This is a genomic window from Mangrovicoccus algicola, assembly GCF_014903745.1.
Classification (GTDB): domain Bacteria; phylum Pseudomonadota; class Alphaproteobacteria; order Rhodobacterales; family Rhodobacteraceae; genus Mangrovicoccus; species Mangrovicoccus algicola.
Genome location: NZ_JACVXA010000019.1, coordinates 35,074 through 60,523, shown reverse-complemented (window position 1 = coordinate 60,523; position 25,450 = coordinate 35,074). Strand labels below are relative to the sequence as shown.

At 67.2% G+C, this 25,450-nt stretch carries 24 protein-coding genes; 19 read left to right on the top strand and 5 right to left on the bottom strand.

Translation table 11 applies throughout. The features are described 5' to 3' along the window. Positions 1-18: 18 nt before the first annotated feature. Together ICN82_RS08405 and ICN82_RS08400 are read right to left on the bottom strand one after the other, a co-directional pair. Positions 19-753 carry a response regulator gene (locus ICN82_RS08405; RefSeq protein ID WP_193181635.1) on the bottom strand — a complete coding sequence of 245 codons (735 nt, stop codon included), beginning with the start codon at positions 751-753 and terminating at the stop codon, positions 19-21. Beyond that, entirely contained in the window at positions 753-2,717 is a 1,965-nt protein-coding gene (locus tag ICN82_RS08400; RefSeq protein WP_193181633.1) for a hybrid sensor histidine kinase/response regulator, read from the bottom strand. Before ICN82_RS08400 ends, ICN82_RS08405 begins: the two co-directional genes overlap by 1 nt. A 143-nt stretch (positions 2,718-2,860) precedes the next feature. On the opposite strand from ICN82_RS08400, the gene ICN82_RS08395 reads away from it, so the two are divergent. The 6 genes from ICN82_RS08395 to ICN82_RS08370 are packed head-to-tail and all read left to right on the top strand — an operon-like array spanning position 2,861 to position 9,147. Beyond that, on the top strand, positions 2,861-4,537 hold the full coding sequence (locus ICN82_RS08395) for an acyl-CoA synthetase (protein ID WP_193181632.1): 1,677 nt from the start codon (positions 2,861-2,863) through the stop codon (positions 4,535-4,537). Next, entirely contained in the window at positions 4,534-5,286 is a 753-nt protein-coding gene (locus ICN82_RS08390; protein WP_193181631.1) for an ABC transporter ATP-binding protein, read from the top strand. Before ICN82_RS08395 ends, ICN82_RS08390 begins: the two co-directional genes overlap by 4 nt. A gap of 53 nt (positions 5,287-5,339) precedes the next feature. Then, positions 5,340-6,038: an ABC transporter ATP-binding protein gene (locus ICN82_RS08385; RefSeq protein WP_456238071.1), complete on the top strand. Its 699-nt coding sequence runs from the start codon at positions 5,340-5,342 to the stop codon at positions 6,036-6,038. Positions 6,039-6,064: 26 nt separating this feature from the next. After that, the gene (locus ICN82_RS08380; RefSeq protein WP_193181629.1) at positions 6,065-7,267 is read left to right on the top strand and encodes an ABC transporter substrate-binding protein; all 1,203 of its coding nucleotides are present in this window, start codon (positions 6,065-6,067) and stop codon (positions 7,265-7,267) included. 55 nt (positions 7,268-7,322) lie between these two features. Continuing rightward, positions 7,323-8,213, top strand: coding sequence for a branched-chain amino acid ABC transporter permease (locus ICN82_RS08375; protein WP_193181628.1), 891 nt, complete (start codon positions 7,323-7,325; stop codon positions 8,211-8,213). Positions 8,214-8,223: 10 nt separating this feature from the next. After that, positions 8,224-9,147: a branched-chain amino acid ABC transporter permease gene (locus ICN82_RS08370; RefSeq protein WP_226898376.1), complete on the top strand. Its 924-nt coding sequence runs from the start codon at positions 8,224-8,226 to the stop codon at positions 9,145-9,147. A gap of 64 nt (positions 9,148-9,211) precedes the next feature. On the opposite strand, the gene ICN82_RS08365 is transcribed toward ICN82_RS08370, so the two are convergent. Together ICN82_RS08365 and ICN82_RS08360 are read right to left on the bottom strand one after the other, a co-directional pair. Beyond that, a complete protein-coding gene (locus ICN82_RS08365) occupies positions 9,212-10,123 on the bottom strand; it encodes a sugar kinase (protein WP_193181626.1) in 912 nt (303 codons plus the stop codon). Beyond that, positions 10,120-10,815, bottom strand: a complete 696-nt coding sequence (locus ICN82_RS08360) for a GntR family transcriptional regulator (RefSeq protein WP_193181624.1) — start codon at positions 10,813-10,815, stop codon at positions 10,120-10,122. The genes ICN82_RS08365 and ICN82_RS08360 overlap by 4 nt, the downstream gene beginning before the upstream one ends. A gap of 109 nt (positions 10,816-10,924) precedes the next feature. Here ICN82_RS08360 and uxaC point away from each other — a divergent pair, with 109 nt between their 5' ends. The 8 genes from uxaC to ICN82_RS08320 all read left to right on the top strand — a co-directional run bounded on the left by uxaC (position 10,925) and on the right by ICN82_RS08320 (position 18,744). Then, entirely contained in the window at positions 10,925-12,337 is a 1,413-nt protein-coding gene (gene uxaC, locus ICN82_RS08355) for a glucuronate isomerase (RefSeq protein WP_193181622.1), read from the top strand. Between the two features lie 79 nt (positions 12,338-12,416). After that, positions 12,417-13,391, top strand: a complete 975-nt coding sequence (locus ICN82_RS08350; protein ID WP_193181620.1) for a TRAP transporter substrate-binding protein — start codon at positions 12,417-12,419, stop codon at positions 13,389-13,391. Positions 13,392-13,443: 52 nt separating this feature from the next. Beyond that, positions 13,444-13,950: a TRAP transporter small permease gene (locus tag ICN82_RS08345; RefSeq protein WP_193181617.1), complete on the top strand. Its 507-nt coding sequence runs from the start codon at positions 13,444-13,446 to the stop codon at positions 13,948-13,950. A gap of 7 nt (positions 13,951-13,957) precedes the next feature. Further along, the gene (locus ICN82_RS08340; RefSeq protein WP_193181615.1) at positions 13,958-15,238 is read left to right on the top strand and encodes a TRAP transporter large permease; all 1,281 of its coding nucleotides are present in this window, start codon (positions 13,958-13,960) and stop codon (positions 15,236-15,238) included. Between the two features lie 31 nt (positions 15,239-15,269). Further along, a complete protein-coding gene (locus ICN82_RS08335) occupies positions 15,270-15,578 on the top strand; it encodes a cupin domain-containing protein (RefSeq protein ID WP_193181613.1) in 309 nt (102 codons plus the stop codon). Between the two features lie 13 nt (positions 15,579-15,591). Then, complete coding sequence (gene kduI / locus ICN82_RS08330; protein WP_193181611.1) at positions 15,592-16,419, top strand: 5-dehydro-4-deoxy-D-glucuronate isomerase; 828 nt, start codon at positions 15,592-15,594, stop codon at positions 16,417-16,419. Then, on the top strand, positions 16,419-17,162 hold the full coding sequence (kduD, locus tag ICN82_RS08325) for a 2-dehydro-3-deoxy-D-gluconate 5-dehydrogenase KduD (protein ID WP_193181609.1): 744 nt from the start codon (positions 16,419-16,421) through the stop codon (positions 17,160-17,162). The genes kduI and kduD overlap by 1 nt, the downstream gene beginning before the upstream one ends. A gap of 58 nt (positions 17,163-17,220) precedes the next feature. Next, a complete protein-coding gene (locus ICN82_RS08320; protein ID WP_193181608.1) occupies positions 17,221-18,744 on the top strand; it encodes a UxaA family hydrolase in 1,524 nt (507 codons plus the stop codon). An 11-nt stretch (positions 18,745-18,755) separates the two neighbouring features. Here the strand turns inward: ICN82_RS08320 and ICN82_RS08315 are convergent, their stop codons facing one another. Further along, positions 18,756-19,643, bottom strand: coding sequence for a helix-turn-helix domain-containing protein (locus ICN82_RS08315; protein ID WP_193181607.1), 888 nt, complete (start codon positions 19,641-19,643; stop codon positions 18,756-18,758). Positions 19,644-19,815: 172 nt separating this feature from the next. Between ICN82_RS08315 and ICN82_RS08310 the strand changes: the two genes are divergently transcribed. The 5 genes from ICN82_RS08310 to ICN82_RS08290 are packed head-to-tail and all read left to right on the top strand — an operon-like array spanning position 19,816 to position 25,417. Further along, positions 19,816-21,210, top strand: a complete 1,395-nt coding sequence (locus ICN82_RS08310) for a family 4 glycosyl hydrolase (RefSeq protein ID WP_193181606.1) — start codon at positions 19,816-19,818, stop codon at positions 21,208-21,210. Beyond that, positions 21,210-22,094, top strand: a complete 885-nt coding sequence (locus tag ICN82_RS08305; RefSeq protein WP_193181605.1) for a carbohydrate ABC transporter permease — start codon at positions 21,210-21,212, stop codon at positions 22,092-22,094. The genes ICN82_RS08310 and ICN82_RS08305 overlap by 1 nt, the downstream gene beginning before the upstream one ends. A gap of 4 nt (positions 22,095-22,098) precedes the next feature. Further along, positions 22,099-23,007 (top strand): carbohydrate ABC transporter permease, encoded by a 909-nt coding sequence (locus tag ICN82_RS08300; protein ID WP_193181604.1) that lies wholly within the window; start codon positions 22,099-22,101, stop codon positions 23,005-23,007. Further along, positions 23,007-24,134 carry an ABC transporter ATP-binding protein gene (locus ICN82_RS08295; RefSeq protein WP_193181603.1) on the top strand — a complete coding sequence of 376 codons (1,128 nt, stop codon included), beginning with the start codon at positions 23,007-23,009 and terminating at the stop codon, positions 24,132-24,134. Before ICN82_RS08300 ends, ICN82_RS08295 begins: the two co-directional genes overlap by 1 nt. Before the next feature lie 23 nt (positions 24,135-24,157). Then, on the top strand, positions 24,158-25,417 hold the full coding sequence (locus ICN82_RS08290; protein ID WP_193181602.1) for an ABC transporter substrate-binding protein: 1,260 nt from the start codon (positions 24,158-24,160) through the stop codon (positions 25,415-25,417). The last annotated feature ends 33 nt before the right edge of the window (positions 25,418-25,450 follow it).

The window sequence follows — 25,450 nt, the reverse complement described above, 5'->3', positions numbered from 1 at the left end:
AATGCCTGAGACTTTCGCTCAGCCGGGCTCGCCCCGGGCAGGACCCTGGGCCCAGTCGACCCGCGGGGTGAAGACATAGCCCGCGCCGTAGACCGTCTTGATCGCGCGGGGTTTCCTGGGATCGTCGCCCAGCTTTCGGCGCAGCCGCGAGATGCGCACATCCATCGCCCGGTCGAAGGTCTCCAGGTCCGAGGGTCCCTCGATATCCAGCAGGAAGCGGCGGCTGAGCACCCGTCCCGCGGCGGTCACGAAGGCACGCAGCAGCGAGGCCTCCGCCGCGGAGAGCGAGACGCAGCCCCCCCGGGGATCGGTCAGGGTGCAGGCCCCGAAATCGGCAGACCAGCCGTCGAAACGGGCGACCTGGCGGGCCATCTCGGGCATCGGCGCCCCCGCGGCGCGGCGCAGCAGCGACCGCACCCGCGCCACCAGCTCGCGCGGTTCCACCGGCTTGACCAGGTAGTCGTCGGCGCCCAGTTCCAGCCCCACCACGCGGTCGGTGACATCGCCGCGCCCCGAGACGATGATCGCCGGAATGGCCAGGTCGCGCAGCAGGTGGCCCACCACGCTGAGCCCGTCGCCATCGGGAAGCCCCAGGTCGATCAGGCAGATATCGGGACGCACGCGGCCCAGCCGCGCGACGATGTCGGCGCGGCGGGCAAAGCGTTCGACCTCGAATCCGTGATCCTCCAGCGCGCGGCGCAGCACCGCGGCGACATCGGCGTCATCCTCCAGCAGGAAGACCAGGCGCGCCATCAGGACACCGCCTCCAGCCGGGCGATGCGGGCATGCTCGGCGGCGATCGCGGCGGCCAGCGCGGCGCGTTCGAAGGGCTTCTGCAGGAAGGGAATGGCCATGTCGGGATCCGCCGCGGCGATCAGCTCGGAATGGCCCGTCATCACCACCACCGCCATGCCGGGGCAGGCCGCGCGCAGCCGCGCCGCCAGGTCGCGCCCGTCCATCGCGCCGGGCATGGCCACGTCGGTGACGACCAGCCGGATGCCCGCCACCGCCTCCAGCGTCTCCTCCGCCTCCTCGGCGCTGCCCGCCTCGATGATCGGATAGCCCAGCTCGGCCAGCTGGCGGCGGATCACCCGGCGCACGTCGGAATTGTCCTCCACCAGGAGCGCGATGCCGGGCGCGACCCCGGCGGGCGGCACCTCGCCGGGATCCTCGGCCGGCGCGGGGGCGGGCACGCTCAGCGCGGGCAGGAACAGGTCGAAGCGCGTGCCCATCCCCGGCGCGGTATCCAGCTGCACCGCACCGCCGGACTGGCGCAGGAAGCCATAGACCATCGACAGGCCCAGCCCCGAGCCGCCGCCATCCGCCTTGGTGGAGAAGAACGGCTCGAAGGCCCGCGCGGCGGTGGCCGCGTCCATGCCCGGCCCGTCATCGGTGACCGAGACGCGCACGTAATCGCCCGGCCCGAGCTTCAGCGCCTCCGCCTCGGCCGGGCCCAGCGTCTGGTGCCGGCTCGCCAGCTCGATCCGCCCGCCGTCGCGCAGCGCGTCGCGGGCGTTGATCGCCAGGTTCAGGAGCGCCATCTCCAGCTGGCCGGGATCGACGAAGGCCGGTTTCGCGCCGCCGCGCAGCCGCGTGGCAAGTTCCACATTCTCCGGCAGCGACGGGCGCAGCAGCTTGACCAGCTGGCCGATCGCGTCCTCGACATCCACCGCCGCGGGCTGCAGCGCCTGGCGCCGCGCCACGGCCAGCAGGCGGCGGGTGAAATTCGCCCCCCGCCGCGCCGCCGCCAGGGCGGGGCGGGCCAGGTCGCGGGTCTCCTCGGTATCGCCCAGACGGTCGCATAGCGGCACCAGGTTTCCGATGATGACCGTCAGCAGGTTGTTGAAATCATGCGCGATCCCCGATGACAGCTGTCCCAGCGCCTCCATCTTCTGCGCCTGCAGCGCCGCGGCGGTCGCCTTCTTCAGCCGGGTGATGTCCACCGACAGCAGGTAGAAGCCGCAGGGCGTGCCCTCGCCGGGGCGGTCGGGACGCAGGAAGGTGCGGATGTCGATCACCCGCCCCGAGGGCAGGGTCACGGTCATCTCGTAATCCGCGGGGATGCCGCGGCGGGCCTGGTCGAAGAACGGTCGCGAGAAATCCAGCGTCTCGGGTTTCAGGATGTCGTCGCAGGTCAGCCCGAGGATCTCGGTCGGGCTCAGCCCGTAGGCGCGGGCAAAGCGGATATTGGCAAAGCAGATGCGCATGTCGCGATCGACCTGGGCGATGCCCGCGGGGACGTTGTCGGCGATCAGCCGCAGCCGTTCCTCGCTGAGCCGCAGCGCCCGCGTGCGGTCGCGGATCAGCCGCTCCTGCACTTCCTCCCGGCTCTTGTCGTTGGTGATGTCGGTATAGACCGTCACGAAGCCGCCGGTGGTCATCGGCACCCCTTCGACGCGCAGGATGCGGCCGTCGGGGCGGGGGCGCTCGAACAGGTGCGGCTCGAAGCGGCGGGCCCGCTCGACCCGGAACCGGGTCTGTTCCTGCGGGTCGCCGGGGCCGTATTCGCCGCGCTCGGCATTGTGGCGGATGAAGATCTCGAAGGGCGCGCCGGCATAGGCCAGATCCTCGGGGAATCCCAGCAGGTCGAGAAAGCGGCGGTTCCATCCCACCAGCCGCAGGTCGCGGTCGAAGATGGTGATGCCCTGGTCGATATGGTCCAGACCGGCCTGGACCAGTTCATCTGCGCGCTTCTCGCCCTGTGTCGCGTGGTACATCGCCCCTCTTCCCCCGGGTCAGGCCAGTCTATGCGATTTTGGTCCGTCGCGAAGACCCTGTTACAATTCGTAAGACTTCCGCAAATCTTGGGAAACATCGGCGCGCCACTGATGGGGAAGACAGGGTTTCTGGGGAGGAGCGGATGTCCGGCATCGGGGGCGGCAGCATCTATGACATGGGGCTGGATCGCACGGGGGCGAATTTCGCGGCGCTTTCGCCGCTGAGCTTCCTGGCGCGCACGGCGGCGATCCATCCCGACCTGCCTGCCGTCATCTATGGCGACAGGCGCCAGAGCTGGGGCGAGACCTATGCGCGCTGCCGTCGGCTGGCCTCGGCGCTGGAACGCCGCGGCATCGGGCGGGGCGACACGGTTGCGGTGATCGCGGCCAACATCCCCGAGATGTTCGAGGCGCATTTCGGCGTGCCCATGGCCGGGGCCGTGCTGAACACGATCAACACGCGGCTGGATGCCGAGACGGTGGCCTTCATCCTCAACCATGGCGAGGCCAGGGCGGTTCTGGTCGATCCGGAATTCTCCGCGATGGCGGCGCGGGCGCTGCGCATCACCGGCCGCGCGGACCAGATCCTGGCCGTCGATATCGAGGATCCCTCCTTCGAGGGCGGCACGCCGGTCGGCAGCCTCGGCTACGAGGCGCTCCTGGCGGAAGGCGATCCGGATTTCGCCTGGGCGATGCCCGCCGACGAATGGGACGCGATCAGCCTGAACTACACCTCCGGCACGACCGGCGATCCCAAGGGCGTCGTCTATCATCATCGCGGCGCGCATCTCAACGCGCTGGCGCATGTCGCCACCTGGGACATGCCGCAGCAGTCGCGCTACCTGTGGACGCTGCCGATGTTCCATTGCAACGGCTGGTGCTTTCCCTGGACCATCGCGGCCAATGCGGGGGTCTCGGTCTGCCTGCGGGCGGTGCGTGCCGACAGGATTTTCGCGCTGATCCGCGACGAGGGGGTGACGCATTTCTGCGGGGCCCCGATCGTGCTGAACCTGCTGGCCAACGCCCCCGAGGAGATCCGGCATGTGCCGCATCCGGTCCGGGCGATGACCGCCGGGGCCAGCCCGCCCGCCGCCGTGATCGAGAAGATGGAGGCGATGGGCATCGAGATCACCCATGTCTACGGGCTGACGGAAACCTACGGGCCCTCGGTCATCTGCGCCTGGAAGGGCGAGGAATGGGACGCGCTGCCGCCGGAGGCGAAGGCCCGCATGAAGGCCCGCCAAGGCGTGCCGAACACGGCGCTGGAGGCGCTGATGGTCGCCGATCCCGACACGATGCAGCCGGTGCCTGCGGACGGGCAGACCCTGGGCGAGATCTTCATGCACGGCAACAACGTCATGAAGGGCTACCTGAAGAATCCCAGCGCCACGGCCCGCAGCTTCCGCGGCGGCTGGTTCGCCTCGGGCGATCTGGGGGTGATGCATCCCGACGGCTATGTCGAGCTGAAGGACCGCTCCAAGGACATCATCATCTCGGGCGGCGAGAACATATCCTCGGTGGAGGTGGAGGACGTGCTCTACCGCCACCCGGGCATCCTGGAGGCGGCGGTGGTCGCCAAGCCGGACGACACCTGGGGCGAGACGCCCTGCGCCTTCGTCACGCCGAAGCCGGGGGTCAGCCTGACCGCCGAGGAGGTCATCGCCTTCTGCCGGGCGAACATGGCGCATTTCAAGGCGCCCCGCGCCGTGGTCTTCACCGAACTGCCCAAGACCTCCACCGGCAAGATCCAGAAATTCGTGCTGCGCGGCCAGGCCCGCGATGCGGCGCGGGATCCGGCGGAAGACGGGGCCGGGGCATGAACGACGCGCATATCCTGACGACCGAAGGCCTGGGCAAGGATTTCCTGGGTTTCACCGCGGTGGATGATGTCACGCTGAAGGTGCGCCGCGGCACGATCCACGCGCTGATCGGGCCGAACGGGGCGGGCAAGACCACGGTCTTCAACCTGCTGACCAAGGTCCACCAGCCCAGCCGCGGGACCATGACCTATGACGGGCGCGACATCACCCGGGCGAAACCGGCGCAGATCGCCCGGATGGGGATGGTGCGCAGCTTCCAGATCTCGGCGGTCTTTCCGCATATGACCGCGCTGGAGAATGTCCGCGTGTCGCTGCAGCGCAAGCTGGGCACCTCCTTCCATTTCTGGCGCTCCGAGGCGTCGCTGCGGGTGCTCGACGAGCGCGCGATGGAGCTTCTGCGCATGGTCGGGCTGGACCGCTATGCCACGACCGAGGTGGCCGAGATGGCCTATGGGCGCAAGCGCGCGCTGGAGATCGCCACGACCCTGGCGCAGGAGCCAAAGCTGATGCTGATGGACGAGCCGACCCAGGGGATGGGCCGCGAGGACGTGGCCCGCATCACCGCGCTGATCCGCGAGGTGGCGAAGTCCCGCACCGTGCTGATGGTGGAACACAATCTGGGCGTGGTCGCCGAACTGTGCGACCGGATCACGGTGCTGCAGCGGGGCGCGATCCTGACCGAGGGCAGCTATGCCGAGGTCTCCGCCGATCCCCGCGTGAGGGAGGCCTATATGGGCAGCGCGGCATGAGCGCGGCGCAGGGGCATGCCCGCGAGATCGGCGGCGCCGATGCCGCCGAACGCATCGCCGAGATCCATATCGCCGACCTGCACGCCTATTACGGCGAGAGCCACGCGCTGCACGGGATCGACATGACCGTGCATCGCGGCGAACTGGTGACGCTGCTGGGGCGCAACGGCGCCGGGCGCAGCACGACGCTGCGCGCCATCGTCGGGCTGATCGGGCGGCGCACCGGCTCCATCCGGCTGAAGGGCGAGGAGGTCATCGCCCGCCCGCCCCATGCCATCGCCCATCTGGGCGTGGGCTACTGCCCCGAGGAACGCGGCATCTTCGCGTCGCTGTCGGTGGAGGAGAACCTGATGCTGCCCCCCGTCGTGGCGGGGGGCGGCATGGCGGTGGCGGAGATCTACGAGATGTTCCCGAATCTCGCGGAACGCCGCCGCAGCCCCGGCACCCGCCTGTCGGGGGGCGAACAGCAGATGCTGGCCATGGCGCGGATCCTGCGCACGGGGGCGGATGTCCTTCTGCTGGACGAGATCACCGAAGGTCTTGCCCCGGTCATCGTCGAGAAGCTGGCCGAGGTGCTGGGGGTGCTGAAGGCGCGCGGCTACACGATCGTGCTGGTGGAGCAGAATTTCCGCTTTGCCGCCGCCATGGCGGACCGGCATTTCATCATGGATCACGGGCATGTCGCGGAGGTGGTGGAGGCCGCCGAACTGGAGGCAAAGGCGCATGTCTTCGAGGAATATCTAAGCGTCTGATCAATGTGACGACTGGGAGGAGACACATGAAGACCCTGAAAACGCTTGCGCTTGGCGCATCGGCCCTGGCGATGGCCTCGGCCGCCTCGGCGGAGATATCGGACGGCAAGGTGAAGATCGGGCTTCTGACCGACATGTCGGGCACCTATTCGGACCTGGCCGGTCCCGGTGCCGTGGCCGCGGCCGAGATGGCGATCGAGGATGCCGGGGCCATGGCCGCGGGCATGCCGGTGGAACTGGTCACGGCCGATCACCAGAACAAGGCCGACATCGCCGCCAACAAGGCGCGGGAATGGGGCGAGGCCGAACAGGTCGATGCCTTTGCCGAACTGGTGACGACCTCGACGGCCATGGCCGTCTACGAGATCGCGAAACAGCAGAACAAGGTGGTGCTGGTTTCGGGGGCGGCCTCTTCGCCCCTGACCAACGATGCCTGCATCCCCTCGGGGATCCACTATACCTATTCGACCACCGCGCTGGCCAATGGCACGGGCAAGGCGGTCGTCGCCGAGGGCGGGGACAGCTGGTATTTCCTGACCGCCGACTACGCGTTCGGCCAGGCGCTGGAGGCGGATGTCACCAAGGTCGTGGAGGCCGCGGGCGGGCAGGTGCTGGGATCGATCCGCCATCCCTTCCCGGCCTCGGATTTCTCCTCCTTCGTGCTGCAGGCCCAAGGGTCGGGGGCCAAGGTGATCGGGCTGGCCAATGCCGGGGCCGACACGACCAACGCGATCAAGGCGGCCAATGAATTCGGGCTGGTCGCGGGCGGGCAGTCGATCGCGGCGCTTCTGATGTTCATCACCGATGTCCATGCGCTGGGGCTGGAAACCGCGCAGGGGATCCAGCTGACCACCGGCTTCTACTGGGACATGGATGACGAGACCCGCGCCTGGTCCGAGAGGTTCATGGAACGCACCGGCAAGATGCCCTCGATGGTGCAGGCGGGCGTCTATTCCTCCGTCGCGTTCTATCTCAAGGCGATCGAGGCGACCGGCAGCGACGATACCGACACGGTCATGGAATGGATGCGCGACCGGCCGATCGACGATTTCTTCGCCAAGGGCGGCACGATCCGCTCCGACGGGCGGATGGTGCATGACATGTACCTGGCGCGGGTGAAATCGCCCGGGGAATCCAGCGGGCCCTGGGATTACTACGAGATCCTGCGCACCATCCCGGGCGAGGAAGCCTATGGCACGCTCGAAGACAGCACCTGCCCGACCAAGTGACCCCCGCGCCCCCCGCGCCTGCGGGGGGCCGTTCCGATCCTGACGGGATGACGCCATGCTCACCGACCTCCTGGGCTTTCCGCCGCAGGTCCTCTTCGGCCAGCTGCTGCTGGGCCTGATCAACGGAGCCTTCTACGCGGTCCTGTCGCTGGGACTGGCGGTGATCTTCGGGCTTCTGAACATCGTGAATTTCGCCCATGGCGCGCTTTACATGCTGGGGGCCTTCACCGCCTGGGGGCTGGCGCAGTTCCTGGGGCTGAACTACTGGGTCGCGCTTTTTGCCGCGCCGGTGATCGTCGGGGCGTTCGGCATGGGGCTGGAGCGGTTCCTGCTGCGCCGCCTCGCCGGGGTCGACCATCTCTACGGGCTGCTTCTCACCTTCGGGCTGGCGCTGGTGATCGAGGGCGTGTTCATCAAGCTTTTCGGCGCCTCTGGCCAGCCCTATCCGACCCCCGCCGCGCTGACCGGCGGCATCAATCTGGGCTTCATGTTCCTGCCCTGGTATCGCGGCTGGGTGGTCGTCGCCTCGCTGATCGCCTGCGGCGCGACCTGGTACATCTTCGAGCGCACCAAGCTGGGCGCCTATCTGCGGGCGGGCACCGAGAACCCCAAACTCCTGCAGGCCTTCGGGGTGAACGTGCCGCTGCTGACGACGCTGGCCTATGGCTACGGCGTGGGGCTGGCGGCCTTCGCCGGCGTGCTGGCCGCGCCGATCACCCAGGTCTCGCCCTTGATGGGCTCGAACCTGATCATCGTCGTCTTCGCCGTGGTCGTGATCGGCGGCATGGGCTCGATCATGGGGGCGGTCGTCACCGGGCTTGCCATGGGGCTGATCGAGGGTCTGACCAAGGTGTTCTGGCCCGAGGCCTCGGCGACGGTGATCTTCCTGGTCATGGCCATCGTGCTGGTGCTGCGCCCGGCGGGGCTGTTCGGACGCGTGGCGTGAGGAGGGAATGATGACCACGAAACTGGGCTATGCCGCCGCGCTGATCCTGCTCCTGATCGCGCCCGTCTTCGTCTATCCGGTGCTGCTGATGAAGTTCCTGTGCTTTGCGCTCTTCGCCTCGGCCTTCAACCTGATCCTGGGCTTCGGCGGGCTTCTCAGCTTCGGTCATGCCGCCTTCTTCGGGGGGGCGGCCTATGTGACGGGCCATGCGATCAAGGTCTGGGGCCTGCCGGTGGAGCTGGGCATCCTGACCGGCGCGGCCGCGGCGGGGGTGCTGGGCCTGGCGGCGGGGATGCTGGCGATCCGGCGGCAGGGCATCTATTTCGCCATGATCACCCTGGCCCTGGCGCAGATGGCCTATTTCCTGTTCATCTCGGCCCCCTTCACCGGCGGCGAGAACGGGTTGCAGGGCGTGCCGCGCGGGCATCTGCTGGGGATGATCGACCTGCAGGACAACATGGCGATGTACTATTTCACGCTGGCGGTGTTCCTCGCGGCCTTCTGGCTGATCGCGCGCACCGTGCATTCGCCCTTCGGCCAGGTGCTGCGCGCCATCCGCGACAACGAACCCCGCGCCGTGTCGCTGGGCTATGACACCGACCGCTACAAGCTGCAGGCCTTCGTGCTGTCGGCGACGCTGGCGGGGCTGGCGGGCGGGCTGAAGACGGTGGTGTTCCAGCTGGCCTCGCTGACCGATGCGCATTGGCACATGTCCGGCGAGGTGGTGCTGATGACGCTCCTGGGCGGGGTCGGCACCATCGCCGGGCCCGCCGTGGGGGCGGGGATCATCGTCGCGCTGCAGAACACGCTGGCCTCGGGGCCGCTTTCGGCCTGGGTGCCGGTGGTGCTGGGGGTGATCTTCGTGATCTGCGTGCTCAGTTTCCGCCGCGGGGTGATCGGCGAGCTGCAGGCGCTGATCCGGCGGTCCTTCTGAGCGCCCCCGCGCGGGCGGGGATCCGCCCCCCGGAGGGGGCGGCGATGCGCCCGTCGCCGGGCGCTCAGGCCGGCAGGCCGATCCCGGGCAGGTCGATCTCCACCAGCGCGCCGCGCCGGGTCACCACCTGCGCCGAGACGCGGCAGCCCAGATCGGCGGCCTCGGCGGCGGGCAGGCCGCGCGCCAATGCGCTGAGCACGCCCGCGTTGAACGCGTCGCCCGCGGCGGTGGTGTCGGTCACCTCGGTGACGATCTGCGGCGGCACCAGCGTCTCGGTCCCGTTCTCCAGCACCAGTACCGGTTCCGGCCCGTCCTTGGCCAGCACCAGCGACGCGCCGGCCGCGGCATAGCGATCCGCCGTGGCGCGTTTCGAGACATCGCCGAAATAGGACGCCTCGTCCTCGTAGGAGGGCAGGGCGATATCGGCGACCTTGGCGGCCTCGCTGACCCAGTGGCACATCTCCGCGTCCGAGGCCCAGAGGCGCGGGCGCAGGTTGGGGTCGAAGGCCACGCGCAGCCCGTCGGCGCGGGCCGCCGCCAGAACCTCCAGCAGGCGCCGCCGCCCGGCCTCGGGCAGGATCGCCATGGTGATGCCGGAAAACAGCGCGATGTCGCCCTTGCCCGCGGGCAGCCGGTCCAGCCCCTCGGCCAGGCTGCGGGCCGCGGCGGCGGAGCGCCAGTAGGAGAAGCTGCGCTCGCCGTCCTTCAGCGAGATCATGTAGAGCCCGACCGTGCCGCCCTTGCGCACCGCCAGTTCCGGCACGACGCCCGCGCCGCGCATGAACCCGGCCATCCGCGCCGAGGGCTCGTCATCGCCCACGGCCGAGTAATACGCGACCTCCAGCTCCTCCCCGCCCAGCTTGCGGGCATACCAGGCGGTGTTGAACGTGTCGCCGGCGAAGCCCATGGCATAGGTGCCCTCGGGCGTGGGCGACATCTCGATCATGCATTCGCCGATGGCGAGTAAGCGGGTCATGTCTCGGGGTCCTCGAAATACTGGGGATTCTCCTGCCTTACCACCGGCAGGATCGAACGGATGCGGCTCAGATGGTCGCGCAGGCAGGTTTCGGCGGCATCCGCGTCACCGGCCGCCAGCGCCTCCACGATATCGACATGCTGGTCATAGGCGTTCTGCTGTCCGAAGGACAGGGACAGGAACCGCACCCGGTCGATATGGGCCTTCTGTTCCTGGATCAGCGACCAGGCATGGCCATGGCCCGACATTTCGCAGATCCGGCGGTGCAGAAGGTCGTCGAGTTCGTGGAACACGCTGCGCGGGCCGGTCTCGATCGCCAGTTTCTGCCGCGCGATCAGCGTGCGCAATTCGGCCAGGTCCTCGGCGCCGATGCAGGCGGCGGCGTCGCGGATGCAGGCGGCCTCCAGCGCGGCGCGCACATAGGCGGCCTGGTGCACCCCGATTTCCGATATCTTGGTGATCAGCGTCGCGCGCTGCGGGCGGATCGACAGAAATCCCAGCTGCGACAGGCGGAAGAAGGCATCGCGCACGGGCTGGCGCGACACGCCCAGCTGCTTGGCGATCTCGGCTTCCGACACCTTGGTGCCCGGCGGCAGGCCGAAGGTGATCAGCGCGTGATACAGCGCCTCGAAGACCTGGTCGGTTGCCGTTGCGGTCTGGATGGCGGAGAGTGAGGCGATCGTATCTGGCATGGCGGTCCGGGTGCGTCCTGTCAGGGCCAGCATACATCATTCGCACTTTGACACAACTATCAGACTAGCATATCAGTTAGCTAGTCGATCCGATTCAGAAAGACAGAGCATGAGCCTGACCGATCCCGACCGCCTCTTCCCGGCAGAGCCCGGCCTGCGCGCCCTGAGCCGCCGCCTCTATGACAGCGTCGCGGATCTGCCGATCGTTTCGCCGCACGGACATTGCGATCCGCGCTGGTTTGCCGAGAACACGCGGTTCCCGAACCCGGCCGAGCTGTTCGTGATCCCCGACCATTACGTGTTCCGCATGCTGGTCAGCCAGGGCGTGAAGCTGACCGACCTGGGCGTGCCGCGCGTCGATGGCGGCGAGACCGAGGCCGATCCGCGCAAGATCTGGCGGCTCTTCGCCGAGAATTTCCACCTGTTCCGCGGCACCCCCTCGGCGATGTGGCTGAACCACTCCTTCCAGTTCGTCTTCGGCCTGGACAAGCCGCTCTCGGCGGCGACGGCGGACGAGTATTACGACCATATCGATGCCAAGCTGGCGACGCCGGACTTCACCCCCCGCGCGCTTTACGAGCGGTTCAACATCGAGCTTCTTGCCACCACCGAAGGCGCGCTGGACGACCTGAAGTGGCACAAGGAGATCACCGCCTCGGGCTGGGGCGGCAAGGTCGTCACCACCTATCGCCCCGATGCCGTGGTCGATCCCGAATTCGAGGGCTTCGCCGGCAATGTCGAACAGCTGGGCGCGCTGACCGGCGAGGATACCGCCAGCTGGGACGGCTATCTGAACGCGCATCGCGTGCGCCGGGCCTATTTCAAGGAGTTCGGCGGTGCCACGGCCTCGGATCACGGCCATCCCACGGCGCGGACCGAGGATCTGTCGCGCGACGAGGCGGCGGCGCTGTTCCAGAAGGCGCTGGCCGGGACCTGCACGCCCGAGGAGGCGGATGCGTTCCGCGGCCAGATGCTGACCGAGATGGCGCGGATGAGCCTCGATGACGGGCTGACGCTGCAGATCCATGCCGGCAGCCGCCGCAACCATCACAAGGGCGTCTTTGCCACCCATGGCCGCGACAAGGGCTTCGACATTCCCGGGCGCACCGATTACGTGGGCAACCTCTCGCCGCTGCTGAACGCGGTCGGGATGGAGCCGAACCTGCGGGTGCTGCTCTTCACGCTGGACGAGAGCGTCTATGCCCGCGAATGGGCGCCGCTGGCCGGGGTCTATCCCTGCCTGCGCCTCGGGCCGCCCTGGTGGTTCCATGACAGCTACGAGGGGATCAAGCGGTTCCGCGAGGCAACCACGGAAACCGCGGGCTTCTACAACACGGCCGGGTTCAACGACGACACCCGCGCCTTCTGCTCGATCCCGGCGCGCCACGACGTCGCCCGCCGTTCCGACTGCGCCTACCTGGCTGGCCTGGTGGCCACCGGCCGTCTGGGCGAGGCGGATGCCTTCGAGGTCGCGCAGGATCTGACCGTCAATCTGGCCAGGGATGCCTATGGCCTGAAGTGATCCGCGGCCTCCGGGCGGGCAGGGAGACCGGACCCGCCCGGCAGCCGCACCCACGCAGTTTCATCAGGGGAGGAAGACCATGAAACTGACACTGACCGCCGCGCTCCTGGCCGGCTCCGCCCTCGCAACGGCCGCCACGGCCTGCGAGACCACGCTGCGTTCGTCCGACACCCATCCCGACGGTTACCCGACCGTCATCGCTGTTCAGGAGATGGGCAAGCTGCTGGAAGAGCGCACCGATGGCCGTCTGTGCATCGAGGTGTTCCCCTCCGCGCAGCTGGGCGAGGAAAAGGACACGATCGAGCAGACCCAGTTCGGCGTGATCGACATGCTGCGCGTGTCCATGGGGCCGTTCAACAACATCATCGAGGAGACCCAGGTCGTCTCGCTGCCCTACATCTTCCGCTCGGTCGATCACATGCACAAGGTGATGGACGGGCCGATCGGCGACGAGATCCTCGAGGCCTTCTCCGATCACGACCTGGTCGGGCTGGCCTTCTATGACGGCGGCTCGCGCAGCTTCTACAACTCCGAGAAGCCGATCACCTCGATGGAGGATCTCGCGGGGATGAAGTTCCGCGTGATGCAGTCCGACATCTTCGTCGACATGGTCTCCGCCCTCGGCGCCAACGCGACGCCGCTGCCCTATGGCGAGGTCTATTCCTCGATCCAGACCGGGGTGATCGACGGGGCCGAGAACAACTGGCCCTCCTACGAATCCTCCGGCCATTTCGAGGTCGCCAAGTACTACACGCTGGACGAGCACCTGATCGTTCCGGAAGTTCTGGTGATGTCCAAGAGCACCTGGGACGGGCTGAGCGCCGAGGACCAGGAGATCGTGCGCCAGGCCGCCAAGGACAGCGTGCCGATGATGCGCGAACTCTGGGCGGAGCGCGAGAAGGAATCCGAGGCGAAGGTCATCGAGGCCGGGGCCGAGGTCGTCACCGACATCGACAAGACGCCCTTCATCGAGGCGATGAAGCCGGTCTACGAGAAGCATGTCACCTCCGACACGCTCAAGGACCTGGTGGAACGGATCCAGGCCACCGAGTGAGCCTATCAGGGACCGCCCCGCCGGGCGGTCCTCCTTCTTCAAGGGGCAGGGGATGGAAAGAGTAGCAAGATTTACCGGGATCGTCGCCCGGATCGGGTTGTGGATCTCGGGCATCGGGCTGGTGGTGATGACCGCGATGATCGCCGCCCAGGTGTTCTTCCGCTATGTGCTGAACAACAGCCTGATCTGGACGGAGCCGGGATCGATCATCGTCATGGGCTGGTTCATCCTGCTGGGCGCGGCGGTCGGCATCCGCGAGGGATACCACCTGAGTTTCGAGGTTCTGCTGTACCTGCTGCCCGACAAGGTCAAGCTGGTGCTCTACTCGGTCTCGGACCTGGTCGTGACCGCCTTCGGCGCGGGCATGGTGGTCTATGGCTGGCAGCTTGCCGCCAAGACGGCCTCGGTCAAGCTGCCGTCGCTGGGCATCTCGGGCGCATGGAACTTCATGCCGATCATCTTCGGGGGCGCGCTGATCGTCCTCTTCTCTCTGGAACGTCTCGCGCGGCGCGCGGCGGGCCTGCCCACGTCGCGTTTCGGCGACGCCGCGGAGCACTAGGACGCATATGGAACTCTGGATCCTCTTCGGAAGCTTCGCCTTCCTGCTGCTGATCGGCACGCCCGTGGCCTTCTGCCTGGGCGTCTCCAGCTTCTTCACCGTGCTCTATATGGGCCTGCCGCCGGTGGTCGTGTTCCAGCGGCTGAATTCCGGCGTCTCGGTCTTCGCGCTGATGGCGATCCCGTTCTTCATCTATGCCGGCGAGCTGATGGTGCGCGGCGACATCGCCCGGCGCCTGGTCGCCCTGGCGGGCGCCATGGTCGGCCATCTCAAGGGCGGGCTGGGACAGGTCAACATCCTGGCCTCCTGCCTCTTCGGGGGCATCTCGGGATCGGCCGCGGCGGATGCCTCGGCGATCGGCGGGCTGATGATCCCGCAGATGGAGAAGCGCGGCTACGACACCGACTATGCGGTGAACGTGACGGTGACCTCCTCGATCATCGCGCTGATGCTGCCGCCGTCGCACAACCTGATCATCTACTCGATCTCCGCGGGCGGCCGGCTGTCCATCGCCGACCTGTTCACCGCGGGCATCGTGCCGGGCATCCTGCTGGCGCTGAGCCTGATGGTCGCGGCCTGGTTCGTGGCGCGCAGCCGCGGCTATCCGACCGAAGCCTTCCCGGGGATGCGGATGCTGGGCGCGCTGTTCGTCTCGGCGGTGCCGGGGCTGATCCTGGTGGCGATCATCTTCGGCGGCGTGCGCTCGGGCATCTTCACCGCCTCGGAAAGCTCCTGCATCGCGGTGGTCTATGCGCTGCTGGTGACGCTGGTGGCCTACCGGTCGCTGAAATGGCGCGATTTCGTCGAGGCGACGCTGGCGGCGGTGCGGACCACCGCGATGGTGCTTCTGGTGATCGGCATGGCGGCGGCCTTCGGCTGGCTGCTGGCCTTCCTCAAGGTGCCCGCCTCGATGGTGGAGTTCCTGCAGAACTTCTCGGACAACCCGATCGTCATCCTGCTCTTGATCAACGTCAGCCTGCTGGTGCTGGGCACGTTCATGGACATGAGCCCGCTGATCGTTATCACCACGCCGATCTTCCTGCCCGTGGCGCAGGCCTTCGGGGTGGACCCGGTGCAGTTCGGCATCATCCTGATCCTCAACCTCGGCATCGGGCTGTGCACGCCGCCGGTGGGATCGGTGCTGTTCGTCGGCTGCGCGGTCGGCAATATCGGCATCGGCCAGGCGATGCGCACGATCTGGCCCTTCTACTTCGCCGCCTTCGGCACGCTGCTGCTGGTCACATATGTCCCGGCACTGTCGCTTTGGCTTCCGGCGGTTTTCAGGTAAGGGGTGTCATACAGATCAATGGAGATATCCTATGACTAAAGCCTTTCCCGCCGTAGATCTCGGCGGAGTTACCAGACAGGTTCTGGCGGATTCGCCGGAACTGATGGTGGTGTCCTTCCGTTTCTCCAAGGATGCGGAAGGCGCGCTGCACAATCATCCGCATGTGCAGTCGACCTATGTGAAGACCGGCCGTTTCGCTTTCACCATCGGCGAGACGACCACCGAAATCGGGCCGGGCGACAGTTTCGTGATCCCGTCGGGGGCGACGCATGGCTGCGTCTGTCTCGAAGACGGCGAGCTGATCGACTGCTTCACCCCCCGACGTGACGATTTCCTGTAAGGAGGAGACCCCCATGACCCAAGTCGACATCCGCCACGCGATCGACCCGCGCACCACCAAGACGCTCGACACGGACGGGCTGCGCAACGAATTCCACGTCGACGGCCTGTTCGTGCCGGGCGAGGTCAAGCTGACCTATTCGCATTACGACCGCATGATCCTGGGCTCGGTCACCCCCGATGGCGGCAGCCTGACCGTGGACGAGGTCCAGAATACCGGCACCAAGACCGTGCTGGAGCGCCGCGAGATGGGCGTTCTGAACATCGGCCCGGAAGCCGGCACGGTCACTGTCGGCGGCAAGAGCTACGAGATGGAGAAGGGCGACGTCCTTTACATCGGCATGGGCTCGGGCCCGGTCGAGTTCTCGGGCGCGGCGCGGTTCTACCTGGTCTGCACCCCGGCGCATCGCGCGATCGCGACCCGGCTGATCAAGCCCGCCGATGCCAAGCGCGTGGAACTGGGCTCCAAGGAGACCGCGAACGAGCGCGTCATCATCCAGTTCCTGCATCCCGACGTCCAGGAAACCTGCCAGCTGACCATGGGCTATACCCAGTTCCTGCCGGGCAGCCTGTGGAACACCATGCCCGCGCACCTGCATGACCGCCGCATGGAAGCCTACCTGTATTTCGACCTCGACGAAGGGTCGCGCGTCTTCCACTTCATGGGCGAGCCGAACGAGACCCGCCATATCGTGATGTCGAACGAAGAGGCCGTGATCTCCCCGCCCTGGTCGATCCATTCGGGTGCCGGCACCGGCGCCTACACCTTCTGCTGGGCGATGGCGGGCGACAATACCGACTTCACCGACATGGACTTCGTCGCCATGGAGGATCTGCGCTGATGGATGCATTCCGCATCGACGGGAAACGCGCCCTGGTGACGGGCGCGAATACCGGGATCGGGCAGGCCATCGCCGTGGGTCTCGCGGAACGCGGGGCCCATGTCATCGCCGCAGGCCGCCGGGCCTGCGACGAGACGGTGGAGACGATCAAGGCGGCGGGCGGCTCGGCCGAGACGCTGCTGGTCGACCTGTCGGATCCCCATGCCGGCGTGGCCGCGCTGGAGTCCTGCGGGCCGCTGGATATCCTGGTGAACAACGCGGGCATCATCCGCCGCGAGGACTCGGTCCAGCATTCCGAGCTGGACTGGGACGAGGTGATGAATGTCAACCTCAAGGCGGTGTTCCTGCTGTGCCAGGCCTTCGGCAAGCAGGCGATCGCGCGCGGCGAGGGCGGGCGGATCGTGAATATCGCGTCGCTGCTGTCCTTCCAGGGCGGGATCCGGGTGCCGGGCTATACCGCGTCGAAACACGGCGTGGCGGGCCTGACCAAGATCTTCGCCAATGAATGGGCGCCGCAGGGCATCACCGTCAACGCGGTGGCGCCGGGCTATATCGCGACCAACAATACCGAGGCGCTGCGCGCCGACGAGGACCGGTCGCGCCAGATCCTGGAACGCATCCCGGCCGGGCGCTGGGGCGAGCCCGAGGATATCGCGGGGGCCGTGTGCTTCCTGGCCTCGCCGGCGGCGAAATACGTCACCGGCGCGGTGCTGAACGTGGATGGCGGCTGGCTGGCCCGCTGATCGTCCTTCCGGCGGGGCGCGCGGAGGCGTGCGCCCCGCCCCAACCGGAGAAACACCCATGTCCGACCCGATCCTGCTGGACGACCGCGACGACGTCGCCATCGTCACCACCCGCGCCAAGGCCGGCGAGACGCCGCTGGGCCGCGGCATGCCCCTCGAGGCGCCGGTCTCGCCCGGGCACAAGCTGGCGCGCCATGCCATCGCGAAAGGCGCGGCGATCCGCAAGTTCGGGCAGATCATCGGCTATGCCACGATGGACATTCCCGAAGGCGGCCATGTCCACAGCCACAATTGCGAGATCGGCGCGCATGGCCGCGACTACGCGATCGGCGCGGATCTGGAGGCGGCGCGCCGCGCGGTCCCGCAGATGGCGCCGCGCAGCTTCCGCGGCTATCGCCGCGCCGACGGGCGGATCGGCACGCGCAACATGATCGCGCTGGTCGCCACCGTGAACTGCTCGGCCACGGTGATCCGCCAGGCCGCGGATGCGGTGATGCGCTCGGGCGAGCTGACGCAGTATCCCAATGTCGACGGGGTCGTGGCCTTCGCCCATGGCACCGGCTGCGGCATGAACAACGAGGGCCCCGGCTGGGAGAACCTGCAGCGCGTGCTGTGGGGCCATGCCACCCATCCCAATGTCGGCGCGGCGATCTTCGTGGGCCTGGGCTGCGAGGTGATGCAGATCGCCCGGATGAAGCAGATGTTCGACGCCACCGGCGAAGAGCGGTTCCACGGGCTGACCATCCAGGAAAACGGCGGCACCCGCGCGACGGTCGAGCTGATCGCCGGCAAGATCCGCGAGATGCTGCCCGAGGTGAACCGGGCGGAGCGCGAGGATTGCCCGGTCTCGGCCCTGACGCTCGCGCTGCAATGCGGCGGATCGGATGGATATTCCGGGATATCGGCCAATCCGGCCCTGGGGATCGCCTGCGATCTGCTGGTCGGGCTGGGCGGCACGGTGGTCCTGTCGGAGACGCCCGAGATCTTCGGCGCCGAGGAGCTGCTGCTGCGCCGCGCGGAAACGCCTGAAATCGCGGAAAAACTGTTGGAACGCATCCGGTGGTGGGAAGGCTATACCGCGATGAATGGCGGCTCGATGGACAACAATCCCAGCCCCGGCAACAAGGCGGGCGGGCTGACCACGATCCTGGAGAAATCCCTGGGGGCCGTCGCGAAGGCGGGATCGACCCCCCTTCGCGACGTGCTGGCCTATGGCCAGCAGATCCGCACCCCCGGCCTCGTGTTCATGGACACGCCGGGCTATGATCCGGTTTCGGCCACCGGACAGATCGCCGGCGGGGCGCAGGTGCTGGTCTTCACCACCGGGCGCGGTTCGGCTTTCGGCTCGAAACCCGCGCCGACGATCAAGATGGCGACGAATGACGCGCTTTACGCCGCGATGCCCGACGACATGGATCTGAATGCGGGCGACATCGTCAGCGGCGGCGTCAGCCTGCAGGACAAGGGCCGGGAGATCCTGGAAAAGGTGATCGCCACCGCCTCGGGCGAGCGCAGCAAGAGCGAATTGCTGGGCCTTGGCGACAGCGAGTTCCTGCCCTGGCAGATCGGCGCGGTGATGTAGCCGTCCCCGGCTCAGCGCGCGACCGGCTCCCCGGAGGCATCGGAGCCCGCGGGGGGCAGGGCGCTTTTGCTGAGCCGGTAGCGCGAGGGGCTGTCGCCGATATATTGCTTGAACATCCGGCTGAAGAAATAAGGGTCGGCGAAGCCCAGCTCCAGCGCCGTCTCCTTCACCGACAGCCCCATGCCCAGCCGGTTGGCCGCGAATTCCATCCGCTTGAGTTCGCGGAACTTCTTGGGCGTCATCCCCATCCGGTCGCGGAAGGCGCGGCGGAAGTAGTCGGGATTGTAGGGCACCGAGGCCAGCGCGTCCTCCACCCCCGCCCCGAGCGGGTCCGAGGACAGCCGCGAGGCCACGAACATGATGTGCAGCGACAGCTGGTCCTGGCTTTCAGGCGCGGTGTCGTCGGTCTGCCAGCCCTCGAAGGCGGCCTCCAGATGAGCCAGCAGCAGCACCATGAAGGCGTGGTGCTGGCTGAGCGTGGTATTCGCCCGCGAGGTCGATTCGCGGTAATGCCGCACCATCGGCATCAGCGCCTCCCAGTCATCGAATCGCGCCTTGGGCGCCAGCCGCATCTGGGTGATGACATCGCCCCGCCCGAAGAGGTCCAGCATGAAATGCTGTGCCACGCCGGTATATTCCTCTTCGCCGCAATCATGGCGCCCGCGGAACCGGGTATAGGCCGGGATCAGCATCGCCTCGCCGGGTTCCAGCGTGAATTCATGCCCGCCGATCCAGTAGCGCCCCCGCCCGGTCAGCGGCATGATCAGGTCGTGGACGGGGTTCAGCTTGTCGATCCGCCACAGGGCGTTGTGGCGCATCTTGATGGCCGAGCGGGACAGCCGCAGCGACAGCGACCGCATCGGCATGAGCGAAAGGGGGAAGTGTTCGGTTTTGTCCATCTTTTTCTGCCATACCCGGCATGTCCCGCCAGGCGCAAGCCATAATAGGGTCCTTTCATGGAATCATAACCATGAGTCCCGGGCGGGGGAGCCCGGTACAAGGGAGGAGCACGAGGCGCCGTCGCGTCCGTCCGGTCCGGGCGGTGAACGCGGCGTGTCGCAGACTGGCATCATGAATCATTCCGAAGACAGAATACCCGTGCAGATCGCCTATATCGGCGGCGGCTCGCTGAACTGGGCGCCCAAGCTGATGGCGGATCTGGCCCATGACCGGCGCCTGGCGGCGGAGGTCCGGCTGTACGACCTGGACCTGGCCGCGGCGCAGCGCAATGCCGCGATGGGAGCGCGCTTCGCGCCCGTGTCCGCAGGCACGCCCGCCCGCTACCGCGCCTGCGCCAGCCTCGCCGAGGCGCTGGCCGGCGCCGATATCGTCGTCGTCTCCATCCTGCCGGGCCGGTTCGAGGACATGGCCCAGGATATCGGCATCCCGGCGCGCCACGGCATTCCCCAGGCCGTGGGCGACACGGTCGGACCGGGCGGTTTCGTGCGGGCGCTGCGCGCCATCCCGATGCTGGCCGAGATCGGCCGCGCCATCGGCGAGCACGCGCCCCGCGCCCATGTCTGCAACCTGACCAACCCGATGAGCGTGCTGACCGGCGCCCTCTATCGCGGCTTTCCCCAGATCCGCGCCTGGGGCGAATGCCACGAGGTGACCAAGCTGAGAAAGCAGGTCGCCTGGATCGCCAACCGCGCGGCGGGCGCGCCCCGCCACAGCCATCGCGATGTCGAGGTCAATGTCCTGGGCATCAACCATTTCACCTTCGTGGACCGCATCGCGGTGGCGGGGCGCGACATGCTGCCGGCCTATCGCGATTTCGCCGCGGCCCATGGCGGCACCGGCTGGGTGGAGGCCGAGCCCGACCCGGCGGACGAGCATGAGCGCTATTTCGGCGACCGCTCGAAGGTGAAATTCGACCTGCTGCGCCGCTTCGGCATCCCGGCCGCCGCGGGCGACCGGCACCTGGCGGAATTCCTGCCGGCGGCCGATTATCTGGACGATTCCGCAGGCTGGGGCTTCGGCCTGACGCCGGTGGAATACCGCCAGCGCGAACAGGCCGCGAAGCGCGCCGCCGCCGAGGCCCTGGCCCGGGGCGACACCGCGCCCGCGCCGGGGCGCTCTGACGAGGCCCTGGTCGACCAGATCGCGGCGCTGATGTCGGGGACGCCCTGCATTTCCAACGTGAACCTGCCCAATCGCGGGCAGATCGCGGGCCTGCCCGAGGGCGCGGTGGTGGAGACCAATGCCGTCTTCTCGGGGCTGGGGGTCACGCCGGTGATCGCCGGCCGACTGCCCGCCGCGCTGGAGCCGCTGGTCGCGGCCCATGCCGCGCGGCAGGTCGCGCTTCTCGACGCGGTGATGGCCGACGAGGCCGCCGCGCTGTTCCCGCTTTTCCATTCCGACCCGCTGGTGGCGCCTCTGGAGGAGGCGAAGGCGCGGATGATGTTCCAGGAGATGATCGCCGCCACCGGCGCATGGATCCCCGAGACCCTGAAAGGAGCCGCATGATGGGTGGCGAAAGCAAGTGGATGGGGCTGTGGTACGTCTCGCCCTATGTGATCGGGCTTCTGCTCTTCACGGCGTTTCCGTTCCTCGCATCCTTCTATCTCAGCTTCACGGATTACGACCTGCTCTCTTCCCCGGAATGGGTGGGGCTGGACAATTACGAGAAGCTGTTCACCCGCGACCGGACCTTCGACAAGTCGCTGTCCGTCACGCTGATCTACGTCTTCTCGACGGTGCCGCTGAAACTGGCCTTCGCGCTGTTCATCGCCGTCGTGCTGAACTACCGGCTGAAGGCGATCAACCTGTTCCGCACGGCCTATTACGTGCCCTCGATCCTCGGCGGGTCCGTGGCGATCGCGGTTCTGTGGCGCTATATCTTCGCCGATACCGGGCTGGTGAACATGATGCTGGCCAGCATCGGGATCGATCCGGTCAACTGGTTCGGCGACCCCAATAACGCGCTGTTCACCATCACGCTGCTGCGCTGCTGGCAGTTCGGTTCGGCCATGGTGATCTTCCTCGCCGCGCTGCAATCGGTGGACAAGTCGCTCTACGAGGCGGCGGCGATCGACGGGGCGGGACCCTGGAAGATCTTCCGGCACATCACGCTGCCGCTGATCACGCCGGTGATCTTCTTCAACCTCATCATGCAGACGGTCCAGGCCTTCCAGGAATTCAACGGCCCCTACATCATCACCGATGGCGGCCCGATGAAATCCACCTACCTGCTGCCGCTCTACATCTACGACAAGGCCTTCAAGAGCTTCGACATGGGCTATGCCTCCGCCATCGCCTGGGTGCTCTTTGCCATCATCATGGTCCTGACCCTCATCGCCTTCTGGTCGTCGAAGAAGTGGGTCTACTACGCCGGCGACAAGAGGAGCTGATCCAATGGCCGCCATCACCGACATTCCCGTCGCGAAAAGCCCCGAACCGCCCACCGCCATCGAGCTCAAGCATCGCCGCAAGGCCCTGCGGTCGCAGATCCTGCGCTATGGCCTGCTGAGCCTCGTCGGGCTGATCATGATCTATCCGCTGATCTGGCTGATCGGCGCGTCCTTCAAGACCAATGCCGAGATGTTCTCCTCGCCGGGCTTCTGGCCCAGCGAACCGACCATCTCGGGCTATATCGAGGGCTGGAAGACATCGACCCCCTACACGTTCGGGCGGTTCTTCCTGAACTCGCTGTGGATCATCATCCCCAAGACGATCGGCACCGCGATCTCCTGCACGCTGGTCGCCTATGGCTTCGCGCGCTTCGAGTTCCCAGGCAAGAAGTTCCTCTTCATGACCGTGATCGCGACGCTTCTTCTGCCCAACGTGGTGACGCGGATCCCGCAATACCTGCTGTTCCGCGACATCGGCTGGCTGGACTCCTTCCTGCCGCTGTGGGTGCCCTCGGCGCTGGCGGGCGATGCGTTCTTCGTCTTCATGGTGATCCAGTTCCTGCGCGCCATCCCGCGCGACATGGAGGAAGCCGCCCGCGTCGACGGGGCGACCACGCTGCAGACGCTGATCTACATCGTCGTGCCGATGCTGATGCCCGCGCTGATCTCGGTCTGCCTGTTCCAGTTCATGTGGACGATGAACGACTTCCTCGGACCGCTGATCTACATCTCGTCGGTCGAGAAATACCCGGTGAGCCTGGCGCTCAAGCTCTCCATCGACACGACCGAGGCCTTTGCCTGGAACCAGATCCTCGCGATGTCGGTCCTCGCGCTCGCCCCGTCCCTCGCCGTGTTCTTCATGGCACAGAAATACTTCATCGAAGGCATCTCGACCGGAGGAGTCAAAGGCTGATGGCTGAACTGCAACTGAAATCGGTCGAGAAGACCTATGGCAACGGCTTCAAGGCGGTCCACGGGATCAACCTCGAGGTGAAGGAAGGCGAATTCATGGTGCTGGTGGGGCCCTCGGGCTGCGCCAAGTCCACCACGCTGCGGATGATCGCGGGGCTGGAGACCATCTCAGGCGGCGAGATCCGCATCGGCGAGAACGTCGTCAACGACCTGGTGCCGGGCAAGCGCGGCATCGCCATGGTGTTCCAGAACTACGCGCTCTATCCGCATATGAAAGTGCGCCGGAACCTCGGCTTCGGGCTGCAGCTGCGCGGCAAGCCCAAGGCCGAGATCGCCACCGCCACCGACGAGGTGTCCGAGATCCTGGAGATCGAGAAGCTCCTCGACCGGCTGCCCAAGCAGCTGTCGGGCGGGCAGGCGCAGCGGGTGGCGGTGGGCCGCGCGCTGATCAAGCACCCGGACGTCTTCCTCTTCGACGAGCCGCTGTCGAACCTCGATGCCAAGCTGCGCGCCGCGATGCGGGTGCGCATCACCGACCTGCACAAGCGCCTGAAGGCCGAAGGCCGCCCGGCGACCGTGGTCTACGTGACCCATGACCAGGTCGAGGCGATGACCATGGGCGACCGCATCTGCGTGATGAAGGACGGCCATATTATGCAGGTGGCCGACCCGGTGACGCTGTATGAACGTCCCGCCAATGCCTTCGTCGCAGGCTTCATCGGCATGCCCGAGATGAACCTGGTGCCCGCCGTGCTGACCCGCGGGATCGGCGCGCAGCTGACGCTGGACGGGCAGACGGTCGATCTGGGCGACGAGCTGGCGCGCCGCCTGTACTGCCAGGACGGACCCGTCACGCTGGGCATCCGCCCGCAGCACCTGGGCGTCGCCCCCGCCGGCAGCCCCGACAGCCTGACCGGCAGCGTGACCAACGTGGAATTCATGGGCCACGAGGTGAACCTGCACGCCAAGGTCGGCAGCGCCACCTTCGTCGCGGTCGTGCCTTCCGAGCAATTCGACCGCGCGACCCAGCGCGGCGACAAGGTCGGCCTGACCGTCTCGGGCCGCCATGCGCATGTCTTCGATGTCACCTCGGGCGAGAATGTGTCGCTCAAGGGACAGATCAACTGACCATCCAAGGGAGGAGAAACAGGATGAAAACGGCACTCATGGGCCTGGCACTGGCCACGACGGCACTGACAGGCACCGCCCAGGCGGCCGAGCTGCGGATGAGCTGGTGGGGCGGCGACAGCCGCCACCTGGCCACGCAGGAGGCGCTGAAAGTCTGCGGCGAGAAGCACGGCCACACGATCAAGCCGGAATTCACCGGCTGGCAGGGCCATTTCGAGAAGGTCGCGACCCAGATCGCCGGCCGGACCGAGGCCGACATCATGCAGATCAACTGGCCCTGGCTGCCGATCTTCTCGGCGCGCGGCGACGGGTTCGCCGATCTGGAATCGCTCGATGCGCTGGATCTCAGCCAGTGGACGCCCGAGCAGCTCGAGGCGGGCCGCCGCAACGGCGTACTGAACGGCCTGCCGGTCTCCACCACGGGGCGGCTCTTCGTCTTCAACGAGACCACCTACGAGAAGGCCGGACTGGAGCTGCCGACCACCTGGGAGGACCTGTTGGCGGCCGGTCCGATCTTCCAGGAAAAGCTGGGCGATGCCTATTACCCGTTCGAGGGGATCGCGCTGGACGGCACGCTCCTGGTGACGCTCTACGGCACGCAGAAGACCGGCAAGCCGCTCATCGACCCGGAAACCAACGAGATCCTGTGGTCGGTCGAGGAGCTGGCCGACGCGATCACCTTCTACCAGAGCCTGGTCGACAACCACGTCATCCAGCCTTGGAAGGACGTTCTGGCCGCGGGCAACCTGCCGATCCACGAGAACCCCAAATGGGCCAATGGCGAAATCGCCGGCAGCTATCAGTGGGACAGCACCTATTTCAAGATCTCCGACCCGATCCAGGAAGGCCAGAGCCTGGCCTATACCGGCATCATCGACCAGCAGGGCGAGAAGACCGAGGGCGTGTACCGCAAGGCCTCCATGGTGTTCTCCATCTCGGCGAATTCGGACAATCCGGAAGCGGCGGCCGAGGTGCTGAACTGCCTGCTGAACGAACCCGAGGGCATCGCGGCCATGGGATCCTCGCGCGGGGTGCCCGCCTCCAAGGCGGCCCTGGACGCGCTGACCGAAAGCGGCGAACTCAGCCCCGAGCAGATCGAGGCGCAGAAGCTGGTGATCGAGGCCGAGGGCCCCGCGATCCATCCCTACATGGAACATCCCGACGTGCGCTCGGCGATGGAGGATAATCTCGAGCTCTTCGCCTATGGCGAGATCGACGCGGAAACCGCGGCCGACGAGATGATCTATGCCATCCAGGAAGCGCTGGACGACATCAAGTCCTGAGTTCCTCCCCGGGGGGCGGTTCGCGCCGCCCCC

What these genes read in the sequence shown, in the direction of transcription:
- ICN82_RS08405 (WP_193181635.1), bottom strand. Translation starts at nt 753, where the DNA reads ATGGCGCGCCTGGTCTTCCTGCTGGAGGATGACGCCGATGTCGCCGCG.
- ICN82_RS08400 (WP_193181633.1), bottom strand. Translation starts at nt 2,717, where the DNA reads ATGTACCACGCGACACAGGGCGAGAAGCGCGCAGATGAACTGGTCCAG.
- ICN82_RS08395 (WP_193181632.1), top strand. Translation starts at nt 2,861, where the DNA reads ATGTCCGGCATCGGGGGCGGCAGCATCTATGACATGGGGCTGGATCGC.
- ICN82_RS08390 (WP_193181631.1), top strand. Translation starts at nt 4,534, where the DNA reads ATGAACGACGCGCATATCCTGACGACCGAAGGCCTGGGCAAGGATTTC.
- ICN82_RS08380 (WP_193181629.1), top strand. Translation starts at nt 6,065, where the DNA reads ATGAAGACCCTGAAAACGCTTGCGCTTGGCGCATCGGCCCTGGCGATG.
- ICN82_RS08375 (WP_193181628.1), top strand. Translation starts at nt 7,323, where the DNA reads ATGCTCACCGACCTCCTGGGCTTTCCGCCGCAGGTCCTCTTCGGCCAG.
- ICN82_RS08370 (WP_226898376.1), top strand. Translation starts at nt 8,224, where the DNA reads ATGACCACGAAACTGGGCTATGCCGCCGCGCTGATCCTGCTCCTGATC.
- ICN82_RS08365 (WP_193181626.1), bottom strand. Translation starts at nt 10,123, where the DNA reads ATGACCCGCTTACTCGCCATCGGCGAATGCATGATCGAGATGTCGCCC.
- ICN82_RS08360 (WP_193181624.1), bottom strand. Translation starts at nt 10,815, where the DNA reads ATGCCAGATACGATCGCCTCACTCTCCGCCATCCAGACCGCAACGGCA.
- uxaC (WP_193181622.1), top strand. Translation starts at nt 10,925, where the DNA reads ATGAGCCTGACCGATCCCGACCGCCTCTTCCCGGCAGAGCCCGGCCTG.
- ICN82_RS08350 (WP_193181620.1), top strand. Translation starts at nt 12,417, where the DNA reads ATGAAACTGACACTGACCGCCGCGCTCCTGGCCGGCTCCGCCCTCGCA.
- ICN82_RS08345 (WP_193181617.1), top strand. Translation starts at nt 13,444, where the DNA reads ATGGAAAGAGTAGCAAGATTTACCGGGATCGTCGCCCGGATCGGGTTG.
- ICN82_RS08340 (WP_193181615.1), top strand. Translation starts at nt 13,958, where the DNA reads ATGGAACTCTGGATCCTCTTCGGAAGCTTCGCCTTCCTGCTGCTGATC.
- ICN82_RS08335 (WP_193181613.1), top strand. Translation starts at nt 15,270, where the DNA reads ATGACTAAAGCCTTTCCCGCCGTAGATCTCGGCGGAGTTACCAGACAG.
- kduI (WP_193181611.1), top strand. Translation starts at nt 15,592, where the DNA reads ATGACCCAAGTCGACATCCGCCACGCGATCGACCCGCGCACCACCAAG.
- kduD (WP_193181609.1), top strand. Translation starts at nt 16,419, where the DNA reads ATGGATGCATTCCGCATCGACGGGAAACGCGCCCTGGTGACGGGCGCG.
- ICN82_RS08320 (WP_193181608.1), top strand. Translation starts at nt 17,221, where the DNA reads ATGTCCGACCCGATCCTGCTGGACGACCGCGACGACGTCGCCATCGTC.
- ICN82_RS08315 (WP_193181607.1), bottom strand. Translation starts at nt 19,643, where the DNA reads ATGGACAAAACCGAACACTTCCCCCTTTCGCTCATGCCGATGCGGTCG.
- ICN82_RS08310 (WP_193181606.1), top strand. Translation starts at nt 19,816, where the DNA reads ATGAATCATTCCGAAGACAGAATACCCGTGCAGATCGCCTATATCGGC.
- ICN82_RS08305 (WP_193181605.1), top strand. Translation starts at nt 21,210, where the DNA reads ATGGGTGGCGAAAGCAAGTGGATGGGGCTGTGGTACGTCTCGCCCTAT.
- ICN82_RS08300 (WP_193181604.1), top strand. Translation starts at nt 22,099, where the DNA reads ATGGCCGCCATCACCGACATTCCCGTCGCGAAAAGCCCCGAACCGCCC.
- ICN82_RS08295 (WP_193181603.1), top strand. Translation starts at nt 23,007, where the DNA reads ATGGCTGAACTGCAACTGAAATCGGTCGAGAAGACCTATGGCAACGGC.
- ICN82_RS08290 (WP_193181602.1), top strand. Translation starts at nt 24,158, where the DNA reads ATGAAAACGGCACTCATGGGCCTGGCACTGGCCACGACGGCACTGACA.